The organism is Nostoc flagelliforme FACHB-838 (assembly GCF_014698065.1).
Lineage (GTDB): Bacteria > Cyanobacteriota > Cyanobacteriia > Cyanobacteriales > Nostocaceae > Nostoc > Nostoc flagelliforme_B.
In genome coordinates, this window is the sequence record NZ_JACJSI010000039.1 from 1 (window position 1) to 14,226 (window position 14,226).

Annotated in this window: 13 protein-coding genes and 1 pseudogene; 9 read left to right on the top strand and 5 right to left on the bottom strand. The window is 40.9% G+C overall.

Annotated features, from left to right (window positions below; all coding sequences use genetic code 11):
- Positions 1 to 133 precede the first annotated feature (133 nt).
- Together H6G97_RS19375 and H6G97_RS19380 are read left to right on the top strand one after the other, a co-directional pair.
- Entirely contained in the window at positions 134 to 478 is a 345-nt protein-coding gene (locus tag H6G97_RS19375; RefSeq protein ID WP_190942387.1) for a PIN domain-containing protein, read from the top strand.
- A 140-nt stretch (positions 479 to 618) separates the two neighbouring features.
- On the top strand, positions 619 to 1,089 hold the full coding sequence (locus H6G97_RS19380; protein WP_190942344.1) for a hypothetical protein: 471 nt from the start codon (positions 619 to 621) through the stop codon (positions 1,087 to 1,089).
- A 54-nt stretch (positions 1,090 to 1,143) separates the two neighbouring features.
- Here H6G97_RS19380 and H6G97_RS19385 read toward each other — a convergent pair whose 3' ends face one another.
- Positions 1,144 to 3,192: an elongation factor G gene (locus H6G97_RS19385; RefSeq protein WP_190942345.1), complete on the bottom strand. Its 2,049-nt coding sequence runs from the start codon at positions 3,190 to 3,192 to the stop codon at positions 1,144 to 1,146.
- Positions 3,193 to 3,459: 267 nt separating this feature from the next.
- On the opposite strand from H6G97_RS19385, the gene H6G97_RS19390 reads away from it, so the two are divergent.
- The 3 genes from H6G97_RS19390 to H6G97_RS19400 all read left to right on the top strand — a co-directional run bounded on the left by H6G97_RS19390 (position 3,460) and on the right by H6G97_RS19400 (position 5,592).
- Positions 3,460 to 4,383: a tetratricopeptide repeat protein gene (locus H6G97_RS19390; protein ID WP_190942346.1), complete on the top strand. Its 924-nt coding sequence runs from the start codon at positions 3,460 to 3,462 to the stop codon at positions 4,381 to 4,383.
- Between the two features lie 81 nt (positions 4,384 to 4,464).
- A complete protein-coding gene (locus tag H6G97_RS19395; protein ID WP_190942347.1) occupies positions 4,465 to 5,019 on the top strand; it encodes a phosphate-starvation-inducible PsiE family protein in 555 nt (184 codons plus the stop codon).
- A 327-nt stretch (positions 5,020 to 5,346) separates the two neighbouring features.
- Positions 5,347 to 5,592, top strand: a complete 246-nt coding sequence (locus H6G97_RS19400; protein WP_190942348.1) for a hypothetical protein — start codon at positions 5,347 to 5,349, stop codon at positions 5,590 to 5,592.
- Between the two features lie 108 nt (positions 5,593 to 5,700).
- On the opposite strand, the gene H6G97_RS19405 is transcribed toward H6G97_RS19400, so the two are convergent.
- From H6G97_RS19405 to H6G97_RS19415, 3 genes and pseudogenes are all read right to left on the bottom strand, one after another.
- The gene (locus tag H6G97_RS19405) at positions 5,701 to 6,630 is read right to left on the bottom strand and encodes a methylenetetrahydrofolate reductase (RefSeq protein WP_190942349.1); all 930 of its coding nucleotides are present in this window, start codon (positions 6,628 to 6,630) and stop codon (positions 5,701 to 5,703) included.
- 58 nt (positions 6,631 to 6,688) lie between these two features.
- Positions 6,689 to 7,699, bottom strand: a complete 1,011-nt coding sequence (trpS, locus tag H6G97_RS19410; protein WP_190942350.1) for a tryptophan--tRNA ligase — start codon at positions 7,697 to 7,699, stop codon at positions 6,689 to 6,691.
- A 355-nt stretch (positions 7,700 to 8,054) separates the two neighbouring features.
- Positions 8,055 to 9,322, bottom strand: a pseudogene (locus tag H6G97_RS19415) (ATP-binding protein).
- Positions 9,323 to 9,692: 370 nt separating this feature from the next.
- Between H6G97_RS19415 and H6G97_RS19420 the strand changes: the two are divergent.
- A complete protein-coding gene (locus tag H6G97_RS19420; protein WP_190942351.1) occupies positions 9,693 to 11,180 on the top strand; it encodes a CIA30 family protein in 1,488 nt (495 codons plus the stop codon).
- 82 nt (positions 11,181 to 11,262) lie between these two features.
- A complete protein-coding gene (locus H6G97_RS19425) occupies positions 11,263 to 11,604 on the top strand; it encodes a type II secretion system protein (RefSeq protein WP_190942352.1) in 342 nt (113 codons plus the stop codon).
- A 103-nt stretch (positions 11,605 to 11,707) separates the two neighbouring features.
- Here the strand turns inward: H6G97_RS19425 and H6G97_RS19430 are convergent, their stop codons facing one another.
- Positions 11,708 to 11,923: a hypothetical protein gene (locus H6G97_RS19430; RefSeq protein ID WP_190942353.1), complete on the bottom strand. Its 216-nt coding sequence runs from the start codon at positions 11,921 to 11,923 to the stop codon at positions 11,708 to 11,710.
- Between the two features lie 216 nt (positions 11,924 to 12,139).
- Here H6G97_RS19430 and H6G97_RS19435 point away from each other — a divergent pair, with 216 nt between their 5' ends.
- Positions 12,140 to 13,660 (top strand): aminotransferase-like domain-containing protein, encoded by a 1,521-nt coding sequence (locus H6G97_RS19435; protein WP_242055000.1) that lies wholly within the window; start codon positions 12,140 to 12,142, stop codon positions 13,658 to 13,660.
- A gap of 139 nt (positions 13,661 to 13,799) precedes the next feature.
- A complete protein-coding gene (locus tag H6G97_RS19440; protein ID WP_190942355.1) occupies positions 13,800 to 14,156 on the top strand; it encodes a hypothetical protein in 357 nt (118 codons plus the stop codon).
- Positions 14,157 to 14,226: the final 70 nt, after the last annotated feature.

Sequence of the window (14,226 nt, forward strand, 5' to 3'; positions counted from 1 at the left end):
AATCACTGCTAGATAACTTGTTGAATCAAGGCGAGTTAGTCATTAAGTGGCATCGGAAAATCAAAAACAAAGGTAATTTCAGTTATATTGCAGCTTAAATGCCGATTAGCTTACTGCAAAACAGGAACGCGCGATCGCACTTACTGACCAATTGATTCGTTCTGGCAAGGCGGTAATTAGTACCCAAGTGTTGGGAGAGTTTTTTATGGCCACAACCCGGACTCGGCGATCGCTTTTAACTCCTGCTGAGGCGCTGGTGCGAATGCGTAACTATTTAGCTGCTTGCCATGTCGTTGATATTACACGACTCATCTCTTTAGAAGCAATTCGCGGTGTGGAAACCCATCACTTCGGGTTTTGGGACGCGCAAATTTGGGCAACGGCGCGACTCAACCAAATTGAAGAAATTTATACTGAGGACTTCGCGTCAGGTGCGACGGTTGAGGGCGTGCGGTTTACGAATCCTTTTATAGATTGAAAAAGATTCCCAACTTATTCAATAAGTTGGGAATCTCAGCCTTGGCGATATTTACAAACACAAAATTTTGTTATTTTAGCAATATTTTTGGGAAAACTATTACTGTAGCTTCTCTTTTAAAACAAGATTGAAAAATAGTTATGGATTTAAATGGATTAATTTGGACTAAAAACGTAAAACCCTTAAATGGTGAAGATTGGGCTTATCAAAGCATATTTACTATACATCCAGAATTAAAGATTTTTGCTTTACATTGGAGAAATTTAGAAAATAGAGACGAAATAAATGCCAAGACTCCACACGAAGGTGAACTGATAATCTTAAGACAACGTAGCAAAGTAACGCACATTGTTAAAATGCTGAATAAGCAGCTTTATCCTGATGGAAACGCTAGAGAGGAATTTAATATTTATCGTCTTGTCCAGGTGATTTGGATGACGGAGAATTGGGAGCATCCTCCAGAAAACAACAAAGTATTCGATTGTTCCATTTCTTTTCCTCGATTTGGAAAAGCAATAAAATTGGAAAATCTACAAAAGTTTCAAACCCGTTGGGGTAAAGAAGGATTAGCATTTCAACAGCACGTCCAGAGTGTATTAAGTATTCATTAACAAAAAGCCCTGCACTTTATAAATGCAGGGCTTCGATTTAAAAAAAATCCAAAATTACTTGCCGTTGCCGTTACCACCATTGCCATTGCTGTGAATGACGCGTTCAGCGAGTTTTTCTGGTACTTCCTGGAGATGGTCATATTCCCAGTGGAAGGAACCAACGCCCAAGGTGAGCGATCGCAGCTCTACAATAAAGTTTTGCATCTCTGCTTGTGGCAAGTATGCAGAGATATTATCCCAGCCTTGCCAATCGTTTCTCCCCTCATAGCCTAAAATTTGCCCCCGTCTACCACTCAACAGTTGCAGCACTTTGGAAGTAAATTCGCTAGGTGTGGTCACTTCCACCCGCAGAATTGGTTCTAACAAGGTAGGTTCCGCCTGGGGTATTCCCGTTTGCATTGCCAATCGGGCAGCTTGTTTAAAGGCTTGTTCGGAACTATCAACGTTGTGATACGAACCATTAGTCAGAGTTACCGCCAAATCCACCATTGGGAAGCCCAAAGGCCCATGTGTCAGAAATTCCCGCACGCCCATTTCCACCCCAGGAATGTACTGTTTAGGAACCACACCGCCGACAATAGTTTCATTAAAGTTGAAACCTGTACCGCGTGGTAGGGGTTTGATGTCGAGAAAAACATCACCAAACTGTCCATGACCACCGCTTTGGTGCTTGTAGCGCCCATGAATTGAAGCCACTGTTTTACGAATGGTTTCTTTGTAAGGCACTTGTGGCAAGTGGGTTGTCATTGGCAAGTTATATTTGCGGCGCAGTCTATCTAGGGCGACTTGTAAATGAATCTCGCCTTGTCCCCACAAGATAACTTCGTGAGTATCACCGTGTTGTTCCCAAGCAAGTGAGCAGTCTTCTTCCAATAACTTGGTGATGGCACTGCTAAGTTTTACTTCATCGTTGCGCTTTTCTGGTGTAATAGCGAGGGCATACACTGGTTCCAACTCTACAGCTTTGGGTAATTTTATTGCCGACTGCTGTTCTGTGGAGATTGTATCGCCTGTCTTGATTCCTTCTAAACGGCTTAATGCAACAATTTCACCAGCACTAACTTGGTTAACTAACTGCTGTTGTTGTCCCATGAGGCGGTAAATTCCACCAGTGCGAATGCCATTGAGGACAATACCATCAGTTAATTTGCCCCGCCAAACACGCACGAGGGAGAGTTTGCCACCTTGAGGAGTGTAGTAAGTTTTTAATACCTGCGCTAAAGCTGTATCACCTTTTATGTTTTTTAAACGACGTTCTGCTGTGGTTTCTGGTTCGGGGGCTTCCCGTAACAAGGCTTCTAATAGAGGTCTAACACCATAATCTTGTTCTGCTACACCAAAGAAAACGGGCACTACCAAATCTGCCCCTAATTCCATTTTTAAATCTTTGAGGATTTCTTCTTGGGGTGGTTCGATGTCTTCTAAAAGTTCTTCGAGTAAATGGTCGTCAAAATTTGCTAAGGCTTCGAGCATTTCTGCCCGCGCTATATGTTCTTCTTCTTTTAAACTTTCGGGGAAGGGAATAGGATCAGCAGGTGCGCCTGGATGATATTGATATGCCTGTTCACTCACCATATCGATAAAGCCGGTGAGTTGTTCCCCGTTCATAATGGGATATTGATGCGCTACCAAGGGACGGCTAGATACTGCTTTCAGGGCGTGTAACGTTTCCAAAACGTGAATATTTGCCCGATCCATTTTGTTGACGAAGACGAGGTGGGGAATTTCCCAATCGTCGAGGAATTTAAATAGAGGGGCGAGGGTGAGGACTCGTTCGCGGATGGGTTCGCAAACTACAATTGCCGCATCCACTCCCATTAAAGCATTGTACGTTTCTTGGGCAAATTCTACACTTCCCGGACAATCAATAAAGGTGAAGCGAATACCGTTATACTCAGTGCTAGCGGCGCTGACTTCTACACTCATCTGGCGATCGCGCGACTCGGCAGCACTGTCTTCCACTGTATTGCTGTCCTTAACACTCCCTTTGCGAGAAATTGCCCCTGTGACAAATAACAAACTTTCTAGTAAAGTGGTTTTTCCACTTAAATAAGGCCCGACAATTGCAACATTCCGCGAACCCGATTTTACTTTTTCGTTCATAAAACCTCCCTTGCGGTAAGTTTTTCCTAACCGCATTATTCTGCTGGATGTATCAGGGATAAAAAATGGTTCTCTGGAGTCAAAATTACCCCTTCTTTAATTTGTTATTATGCTCCTTTTAATCGAAACTTAAAAAAATTGTAGTCTGTCGTAAGATTTAGCTTAATAAAAGTTAACTTTTACAAACTTTTATGCCGAATTAAAAATTTTTGTAAAAAACTTTTTATGGAGTAAATTTAACTGAAAGTGTTGCGAGTCAGAAAATCAATGGGATTATCATTCTTTAAATATCGCATAGCAGGGTTAGTAAGTTTGACTTTCCTGGTTGTTAGTATTGCCTCCCCTTCAATTTCTCTATCTCCTCCTGTCCCCTCAAAGCTGGCACAATCTAATCCTAAAACTGCTGTAGACTGGTTAAATCAAGGCTTACAAGGAATTCAGGCGGGAAGGGTACAAGATGCGATCGCAGCCTTTAAACAAGCGGCTCAATTAGATCCGGCATTAGCACCAGCGCACTATAATTTAGGGTTAGCGTTCCGGCAAACGGGACAATTACAACCCTCTGCGGATGCATTTTATCGAGCGACACAAGCCGATCCTAAATTTGCTCCAGCTTTTGCTAATTTAGGCGGAGCGTTGTTAGAGGGGAATAATTTACAGTTAGCTAACGATTATTTGCAACGAGCGCTAGAACTTGATCCCAAACTAGGATTTGCCCACTATAACTTGGGCTTGGTACGAGAACAGCAACGAGATTGTGAAAAAGCGATCGCATCTTTTAGAAAAGCCATAGAATATAGCAAAAATGCACCAGAACCTCCTTATCATATAGGGATGTGTTATCTCCAGCAAGGCAAACTCGATCAAGCAAGAGATGCCTTTAATCAGGCATTAAAAATTAATCCCAAATATCCAGAAGCTTACTATAATCTCGGTTCAATTTGGTTTCAGCAAAGGAAGTTGCAAGAGGCATTAGAGGCTTTTAGAAAATCAGCCGAAGCTAACTCGAATTATCCTAATGCTTATTATGGTGCTGGGTTAGTTTTTATGCAGTTACAGCAATATGGAGATGCAGTACAAGTATTGCAATTTGCTAGAGATTTATATAATGCTCAGAGAAATCCTCAATGGGCAAAAAATGCCGAACAATTGTTGCAACAGGCACAAAATTTAAATTACCAACCTCGCTGAGGCGCAAAAACTTAATATTGCATAACATAAAACTATTGGGTTGACTCGCTGGTGTTGTCTGAACCTGTCCCGATTGGAAAAATGTACATGCAAAAGCGCCAGAAAAGTCGATTTTTATTTAGCGATCGCTGGCTTGATCGGCAATCAATTGTTCGCAACATGGAAGCCTTTCAAGACTTAATTGTGATTGTCTTGTGTTTGGGTTTGTTCGCGGTTATGCTGATCCAATTGTGGGGCATAGCTATCGCCCTCATGCAGCCACTAGACTATAAACATATGACTGCAAAAATACTATTTGTGTTGATTTTAGTCGAGTTATTCCGACTATTAATGGTCTATTTGCAAGAACATAGTATCTCTGTGGGAGTGGCAGTTGAGGTAACAATTGTATCTCTACTCCGAGAAGTAGTAGTTCACGGAGCGTTGGAAATGCATTGGGTTAATACGCTTGCAATTTGTGGTTTGTTGTTTGTTCTGGGTGGACTACTCGTAGTCTGTGCTAAGACACCACACATGGATTGCATGAGTGCTAATACTAAGTTTTGCCCGGTTGTCTATAGAGGAGGTAGGGAACGGCAAAATGAGTTGGAATTACAGTATTCACGTCAATGTGATGAGAATCAACCGCTTGGATAAATTTTTATGAAATATGAGGAGTGGGGAGTGGGGAGTGAAGAAAAAGCATTTTCTTACTCTCCACTCCTTTGTTTGGGGCTGTATCAGGAAATTGGATGTATCTAAATCTAAAATGGTATACAGCCTATTTCAGGTAAATGAAATACATGGGTAGGGGCACAATATGTTGTGCCCCTACGATTATCTGTACCTCACTAAGTTGCAATCTGCTGTAACTCACCTTTTGCAAGGTACTTCCGACGTATTGAAATATACTCTTTTTGGAAGATGAATCCCCCTTTTAGGGTGAGTATAAGTTAATTAGAAATTCTCAAAGAGGGTCAAGCAATGACTACAAATACAGGTAACGGACAGTCTCAACAACCAATTAGCAATTTGGAGTATGATTTTGTCACCGTTTTGCACAACAAGGCTGAAGCCGTTAAAGCTTACGATACCTACATCAAAGATGCAGAACAAGTAGGTTCTCAGCCTTGTGTAGAGTTGTTCCAAAAATTGCGTCAATCTGATATTGAACACGTACAAGAGATCCGCCAACATCTACAACAAGTGCTGCAACACGGTAAGATGTAACCCAGGTTTTAAGTGCATAGGCGTAGCCCGTGGTAGACATCGCTTCGCATTATAAAAAAAGCAGATGGGATTAACCATCTGCTTTAATATAAAGATGCGTTATCTCATTTACTTGGATACCAACTGATTAATTGGAGCAACCCCAGCCAAATCTAAAATTGGCGCGATTGCCTCTTCACGCTTCACTGCCATCATGTGGACACCTTGGCATAATTGCCGCGCTATTTGCACTTGCTCGGCTGCAATTTTCATCCCTTCCTCAAAAGGATCTTTGGCTTTTGCCAATCTATCAATAATATGTTGGGGAATATTTACACCCGGAACACATCTATTAATAAACTGGGCATTTTTTGCCGATTTCAATAGAAATATTCCTGCCAAAATCGGTTTTTTATAACCAGCAGCAATTGTGTCCATAAACTTTTCTAGCCGCTCAAAATCGGTAATTAACTGACTTTGAAAAAACTGCGCTCCGGCTTCGATTTTACGTTCAAATCGGCTTTGCAAACCTGACCAACTTTTACATTGCGGATCTACTGCTGCACCAACAAATAAATCTAACGCTCCATCAGTCAAAGGTTTTTCGTTGCAATCAACGCCTTGATTCATCTTCCGAATCAGTTGCAGCAGTCGTACCGCTTCTAAATCAAACACTGCTTTGGCATCTGGATAATCGCCTGCTTTTACTGGGTCGCCAGTCAAAGCTAAAATATTATTTATGCCTAAAGCATGAGCGCCCATCAAATCAGCTTGTAAACCAATGCGGTTGCGATCGCGGCAAGCAATCTGACAAATCGGCTCTATACCGTTTTGTGACAAAATCACCGATGCCATTAACGAAGACATCCGTAACACGGCGCGGCTACCATCAGTAACATTGACGGCATGAACTCTCCCCTTAAGAGTCGCCGCCATTTGAATCATGTGCGTTGGATCTCCCCCTTTCGGTGGTGCTACCTCGGCGGTAACTAGAAATTCACCAGCTTGTACAGCTTTGCGGAAGTCATTTAACCCTGTAGGGCTATGGGTGTGATGCATAACATTAAGGTTTTCAATTTCTTAAATGGTATAACAAATCACACCTAAAGGTTAAAAGTTATAGAGGAAGAGAGTAGCCTAAAGCAGTTTTGACTTGTGATAAAGTTTGATTTGCGATCGCTCTAGCTTTTTCCCCTCCATCCCGCAACACAGACTCCAAATAGCTTTTATCTGCCGTTATCGAGTGATATTTTTCTTGGATTGGTTTGAGGGACTCAATAATTGTGTCTGTCAATAATGGCTTGAATTGTCCCCAACCCATATCTTGACATTCAACTGCGACATCTTCCTTCGTTTTACCAGAAAGCAGTGTATACAGCGTTAACAAATTATTACACTCTGGACGCGCCGGATCATCAAAAGTCAGACCACGAATCGGATCAGTTTTACAACGCTTAATTTTGTATTGAATGTCTTTCGGTGAATCTAGCAAACTGATCCGGCTTAAATCAGAAGGATCAGACTTCGACATTTTGCGTGTACCGTCTGCCAAACTCATCACCCTTGCCCCTTCCTTGCGAATTAAAGGGTCTGGTAACTTTAGAACTGGTTGATCTGGTTTACCAAATTGGTGATTTAACCGAGCTGCAATATCCCGTGTCAATTCCAAGTGTTGCTTTTGGTCTTCACCCACTGGCACTTTATCCGCTTGGTAAAGCAAAATATCAGCAGCCATCAGCACAGGATAATCTAATAAACCTGCACTGACATTTTCTCCTTGTTTAACAGCCTTTTCCTTAAACTGGATCATGTCTTGCAGCCAGTTGAGAGGTGTAATGCAGTTGAGCAACCAGGTGAGTTCACTGTGGGCCGAAACGTGGGATTGCACAAAGATGGTGGAGTGATTTAAATCAAGACCACAAGCTAGATAGAGAGCAGCAAGAGTGTAGGTATCAGCCGCCAACTCTTTCGGGTCGTGTGGCACTGTAATCGCATGTAAATCAGCCACAAAAAGATAATTTTCGTATTCGCTCTGACCTTCTACCCAGTTGCGAATGGCTCCCAAGTAGTTACCTAGATGGTAATTGCCGGTTGGTTGAACTCCAGAAAGAACACGTTGCTTGCCCATAAATTTCAACTTAGTTATCTCAAATCCGCGCTATGTCAAGTGGCGATGTCTGACGACAAGTCGCTTACCTCTACGCAAAACTCATTTAATTTTGACATTTTCTAGGTCAATTCGCCCTTTTGAGATGAGAGTCTTTAACTCAACTTCAATAGGACGCAATGAGACGAAAGCTTTATTCTACAGACCTTAGTGGCTGAGAATGGACAATTTTAGCTCCTATAAGTGGTCTCTTAAACTGCACATTTGATTGCTGCCACAATCCCAAATGCTTATCTTGCTAGTGTGATTTCGCTCACAAGTTGTAAATAAAAGTAAGATTTATTACAAATCTCTGGTATTTATATCAATCAAATTTTCATTGAAAAACTACTGGTAATTGAACGCTCACAGTAGTTCCTGTCAAAAGGTTAGAAGAGATTAACAGTTTTCCACTATGAGCATTGACAATGCGTTTGGTAATAGCAAGTCCTAGCCCAGTACCACAAGGTTTTGTAGAGAAGAATGGCTGGCAAAGTTTGGTGATAACTTCCAATGGAATTGGTTCACCGCCATTATGAACATTAATACAAACTTTATCTGTATGTGAACAATCTACTGTCCATCTAACAATATCTTCGGCTGCAACTGCTTTGCAAGCGTTGCGAACAATATTAATAAATACTTGTTTAAGTTTGTCCTTATCTCCCAAAATTTTTACTGTAGGCGACACCGGAATAAATTCAATTTTTCGTTCCAGAGCTTCTGGCATTTCACGTATGCATATAAGCAACTCATGGATAAGTTCATTCACATTCAATTCACAAAGTTGTAACACTTGGGGTTGGCGTAAAGTAAAATTTCACTTAATAGACGTTCTAAACGACTAGCTTCACTCAGTGCTAAAGCTAATCGCTCTTGAGCAGATTCAGTCAAAATGGTTTTTCGGAAATACTTTAATCCCATGAGCATTGTCGTCAAGGGATTACGAATTTCATGCACAATTATGGCGGCAAATTCACCGATAGCTGCCAGTCGTTCCTGTTCTAAAAGTTTGGCTTGGGCTGTTTGTAATTCTGCGGTGCGTTTTTCTACTTCAGCCTCCAGAATTTGATTAAATTGACACTGTTGTTGATAGAGATGATAGTTATCAATTGCTGTTGCAGCTCGTTCAGCAAATAATTCGACAATCTGAATGTCTTCTTTCGTAAAATCCCGTGGTTGTTGATTAAAAGAACAGATAGTACCAATTACTTCATTTTCAGCAGTCCGCAATGGTATACCTAAATATGCACAATAACCTTCTGGAGCCTGCCCATACTCTGGATTTTTTTGAGCATCTTTCACTGCTAATGAGCGACCAATTTGGATAACAGTGCCAGTTAATAAACCATGTAGTGCATAAACATGTTCGCCTTCGCCCATTTCTAAACTACTGGCTAGAACGGTTTCAAATCCCTCTTGGCAAAAGGTAACAACTGTCCAATCAACTCCAATGAGTTCGCTGACTCCACAGGCAATATTATGCAAATAGCTACCCAGTTCCCCAGTTCGATAGTTCAAAGAAGACAAACGTGCTATTATTTGCCGCTCACGCTGCCAAGTTTGATTGTGCAACAATATTTCCTCATCACTGGTTTTGCTCATGGATGCCTATTGCATGGGTTATAAAAATCATTTCAACAAGTTGCAGCGTTCTTATCCCACGAATGAGTACGTATGGTAGAGAAGGAACGCTGCTATGGTAATGGGAACTGGGAAAACATTCTAGAATATGTTTGCGTTTTTGCGTTTAGAGCCAATTCCATAATTTTCTGTTTGAAAACCCAATTCCCTAGTCCTTTTTACAAATCAACTGGATAGTTATTTCTGCTACGCAGCACTAGTTTGATAGAAAAATTCTACTAGAGAGGGATGCTATTTGCATACAGCAGAACTATTACTGTCTCGGTGCTGGCTTCAAGAAAACATAACTGGCTCATTGGGCTAAACTGAAGAGAGTTATGAGGACGCAAATATGACCGACAAAAATCGTTCTCAATGGGACTTAGGCAGGTTTATCGAAACCCTGACTTACTTTGAGGTAATTCCTTTCCTTAACTGGGTACAGCAGTTAATCCAAGGCCGTCCTAAGGATAATGAAGATAGACCCAATGGAGAAAGAAACGTGGGTGTAATTTTAGTGGCAGGTGCAACAGGCGGTGTAGGTAAACGCGTGGTGCAGCGATCGCTCGAACGAGGTTATAATGTTCGCGCCCTAGTTCGAGATATTGACAAAGCGCGGTCAATTCTTGGTAATGATATAGATTTAGTAGCTGCGGATATTACACAACCAGAAACTTTAACTCCTTTAGTTATGGCTGATATCCAAGCTGTAGTTTGTTGTACAGCAGTGCGTGTACAACCAGTTGAGGGAGACACAGCAGATAGAGCCAAATATTATCAAGGTGTTAAATTTTACCAACCAGAAATTGTTGGCGACACTCCCGAAAATGTAGAATATCAAGGTGTCAAAAACTTAGTCCAAGCGGCTGCAAAATACTTACCCCAAGCAAACGAAAAATTAATATTTGATTTCACCAAGCCATCAGCAGAATTAAAAGATAACTGGGGGGCCTTGGATGATGTCGTTATGGGTGGCGTGAGTGCTAGTAATATCCAATTAGTAGAAAATACAGCTTTATTTGCTGGTAATGTCTCCACCGCTAACTCTGGCGGATTTGCTTCTGTCAGAACTAAGAATTTTGATCCACCCTTCAACTTATCTGGTTACAAAGGTGTGAAATTGCGCGTCAAGGGTGACGGTCAGCGTTATAAAATATTTCTGCGGACAGATACAAAATGGGATGGCATTGGCTACAGCTATTCTTTTGACACCATAGCTAATAGCTGGATAGATATTCATATTCCCTTTGCAGATTTGATTCCGGTATTTCGGGCAAAAGTTGTTAAAGATGCGCCGCCAATTGAGGAGAGTAGAATTTGTTCATTCCAACTGATGTTGAGCAAATTTGAATACGATGGCGCTTTAAATCCCAAATTTTCTCCTGGTGGTTTTGCTTTGCAGCTGGAATCAATTAGAGCTTATGACGGAACAACTTTACCACAATTTATCCTTGTCAGTTCTGCGGGCGTGACTCGTCCCGGTCGTCCTGGCATTAATTTAGATGAAGAACCGCCAGCAGTCAAATTAAACGATCAATTGGGAGGAATTTTGACTTGGAAGTTGAAGGGAGAAGATAGTTTAAGAGAAAGCGGAATTCCATATACGATTATTAGACCTTGCGCTTTAACTGAAGATGTCGGTGGTAAGGAATTAATATTTGAGCAAGGCGATAATATTAGAGGCAAAATCAGCCGTGAGGATGTGGCAGAACTTTGTGTGCAAGCGCTAAAAGTAGAAAAAGCGTCTAATGTCACATTTGAGGTTAAACAGGGAGAAAATACTGTCAACTCTATCGATTGGCAGAGTTTATTTTCTAACTTACAACCAGATAACAAGTGAAATATCCACAACAGGTTTTTAATCTGTAACCATACCAGCAAAGTCTGGTTAAACCGACTTTTGTCAGAAGTCAGCTATTGATATGAAAAAAATCAAGGTGCTAGTAATCGCCGGGATTTTAGGAACAATTCTCTGGGGCAGTTTTTTTGCCAGAATTGCCTCATCGCAGCAAGTTGATTCCCGCATCAACAACCTGCAAGCGGACTTGAATCGTGTTGAGTCGCGGTTAAATCAGATAGAGTCTCAACTAGGGAGAACTGGCCAGTCTCCATCCCCAAGAACAACACTTACCCCACGAACGGGTTCTAGAGGCAATTTATCACAGCAAAATCCGATGTTTGATCGGCTTGCAACTTTAGTGATTGAATTGAAGCAACAAGTTAATAAATTAGAGGAGCGAGTTTCTAAGATGGAATCACGCTAAATATTTCACTTGTGTAGAATAAATTTTTCGTAGGGACGCAGATTTGTGCGTCCCTATGTTGTTGGGAGAAGTTAAAAAGCAGAATTCAGCAACGCCGATTTTATTATCTGTAGTAACATTTATCAATCCAAATTCGCATTTCTTCTTCAGAACCAAAACAGGCAGAGCGTCCTGTAATTGGATCGTAGGCATGCCAAGAAGAAGTGTTACCACGACGGTCTGATTCGTACCAAACTTGGAGGTCAGAACCACTATTCATCCAAATGACAAAATATTGCCAATATTTTTGTAAATTTAATAAAACATTAGATTTATTCATAGTGAAAGCACCCAATTAATGGTGAACTATTACTTTTACTTTCACGTAATAATTTTCAACTGAGAAGGTACAATTTTGACAGATTTTATCTAGTACAGTTAAGCGCGATCGCAACTGGTATAGTAAAAAAACTCTCAACTGTACTAGGTAAAGTTGGTAAAAATAGTTTATATTGCCAGTATTGATGATTATTTAGTCATTAACGAGTGCGCCAAAATGAAAATTTTGTTAGAACGACAGTCACACAAACCGATTTATTTACAGATCCGCGATCGCATCAGTAGTTTAATTAAATCTGGCGCACTCAAAAGTGGCGATCGCTTACCTTCTATTCGCTCTCTGGCAGAGAGTTTACAAGTTAATAAACTCACTATTATTGAAGCATATAACGTTTTAGAAGCAGATGGAATTGTTTCTGCTCGTCAGGGTTCAGGATATTTTGTCAACAGCGCTTCTCTGAAGAGTGCCAACTTAGAATCTAGATTTGCTCCAGCCCAAAATGTCATAATTACAAAACCAGGTAAGTGTTCTTTTTATGAGATGTATACTCCCCTGGTGCAAGCACAAACACAGCCAGGAATGATTAATTTTGGTTACGGTTATCCTCATCCGCCAAAAGATATCAACCTCATTGCTAGACGAGCATTAAAACAAGAAGATGCTGGTCTTCTCTTTCCCCACGAGATGCCTCAAGGACAACTAACTCTGTGCAGACAAATTGCCCAAATGCTAGTAAATCAAGGATTAGAGGTTTTTTCAGAAGATTTAATTATTACTAATGGCTCTCAGCAAGGGTTGTCATTAGCTATGAATTATTATGTCCAATCTGGTGATTGGGTGATTGTAGAAGCCCCTACTTATTATGGCGCAATTTCTATTTTAGAAAACTTAGGAGCTAAGATTATTGGCATTCCCATGACTGCGGAGGGAATGAATTTAGATTTATTAGAGAAATATTTACACAGCCACCGCCCAAAATTAATTTATACAATTAGTACTTTTCACAATCCAACTGGATTGACAACAACACAAACTCATCGTCAGCAATTATTAGCGTTAGCCGAAAAGTATGAGTGCCCAATTTTGGAAGATAATGCTTATGAAGGAATAAACTTCGATACTGTCCCAGCGCCAATTAAAGCTTTAGATAAAAATAATTTGGTGACTTACTTAAGCACCTTTTCTAAAACTTTAATGCCTGGTTTACGTGTGGGTTATATGGTAGTTACAGGTAAGCATTATCAAGGAATTATTGAGCGGAAGTTGCTCCATGACTTGCACACATCGAGTATTTCGCAAACAATAGTTAGCGAATATCTTGCTTCAGGACATTATCGCCGTCACCTCAGCCGACTTCGCGCAGATAATCTGCAAAGTCGCAATACCATGCTGCAAGCTTTGGAGCGCTATTTTCCTGAAGAAATCCGGTGGACAGTTCCCACAGGAGGATTATTTTTGTGGGTACAGTTACCAGATGATATTCCGATTGGAACAATTCGTAAGGAAGCCTTTGCAGAAAATGTCTACTTGGCTTGCGGTTCGGCGTTTTTCCCCGATAAGCAGGGTTATCCAGCAATGCGTTTAACTTTTTGTCTCCCACCAGAGGAGATTGAGCAAGGTATCTCGATTGTGGGTAAGTTGCTGAAAAAGTATATTTCCAGAGGATGCGTAGATACTGAGCGGCTTGTCACCAAGCATCGCATATCTCATTATCAACCGCTTATTCACAGCTCGTAGGGGCACAAAGATGAATGTCGCTTAGTAGTTTGTAATGGAAACTCATAGGTAAAATTATTGTATTCCTGATAGACATTTACTTGCGCGTAAGATTTAATCGGATAATCTAAGCGATCGCAATTCTTTTCTAAGTAACCAAATGAACAAATTTATACTAACCTTCCTTTCTTGTCCCGTACTGATTAGCTCTATTCTCTCTATGGGAGTAATGCTCAATCAAGCACAAGCTATGGAGGCACAACCAGAAGCTAAGACTACAGATAATTTATCTTGTATACGCAATAAACATAAAGTGGGTTTAGTGTGTGCAAGAGCTTCTGTATTGGCTCAAATTCCTAAATATCAGCCGGAAATAGAGTTTTCTCAAGAAGATGCTCCCATGCTGGAGTTCAACGATCAAGAAAGCGATATGGCAATCAACTTATTTGGCTGCGACTGTGCTGCCTGTATAAATTCTTTACGTCAAATGCGCGGCGCAACACCTTTGGTATATTAAGATGCCAAAAATGTACCTTTGTCTGTATCAAATAGCACTCAGTTAAGGCAAAGGCTATGCCTTAACTGCT

Excerpts from the sequence above, each read along its gene's own strand:
- H6G97_RS19380 (WP_190942344.1), top strand. The coding sequence starts at position 619 with ATGGATTTAAATGGATTAATTTGGACTAAAAACGTAAAACCCTTAAAT.
- H6G97_RS19385 (WP_190942345.1), bottom strand. The coding sequence starts at position 3,192 with ATGAACGAAAAAGTAAAATCGGGTTCGCGGAATGTTGCAATTGTCGGG.
- H6G97_RS19390 (WP_190942346.1), top strand. The coding sequence starts at position 3,460 with ATGGGATTATCATTCTTTAAATATCGCATAGCAGGGTTAGTAAGTTTG.
- H6G97_RS19395 (WP_190942347.1), top strand. The coding sequence starts at position 4,465 with ATGTACATGCAAAAGCGCCAGAAAAGTCGATTTTTATTTAGCGATCGC.
- H6G97_RS19400 (WP_190942348.1), top strand. The coding sequence starts at position 5,347 with ATGACTACAAATACAGGTAACGGACAGTCTCAACAACCAATTAGCAAT.
- H6G97_RS19405 (WP_190942349.1), bottom strand. The coding sequence starts at position 6,630 with ATGCATCACACCCATAGCCCTACAGGGTTAAATGACTTCCGCAAAGCT.
- trpS (WP_190942350.1), bottom strand. The coding sequence starts at position 7,699 with ATGGGCAAGCAACGTGTTCTTTCTGGAGTTCAACCAACCGGCAATTAC.
- H6G97_RS19420 (WP_190942351.1), top strand. The coding sequence starts at position 9,693 with ATGACCGACAAAAATCGTTCTCAATGGGACTTAGGCAGGTTTATCGAA.
- H6G97_RS19425 (WP_190942352.1), top strand. The coding sequence starts at position 11,263 with ATGAAAAAAATCAAGGTGCTAGTAATCGCCGGGATTTTAGGAACAATT.
- H6G97_RS19430 (WP_190942353.1), bottom strand. The coding sequence starts at position 11,923 with ATGAATAAATCTAATGTTTTATTAAATTTACAAAAATATTGGCAATAT.
- H6G97_RS19435 (WP_242055000.1), top strand. The coding sequence starts at position 12,140 with ATGAAAATTTTGTTAGAACGACAGTCACACAAACCGATTTATTTACAG.
- H6G97_RS19440 (WP_190942355.1), top strand. The coding sequence starts at position 13,800 with ATGAACAAATTTATACTAACCTTCCTTTCTTGTCCCGTACTGATTAGC.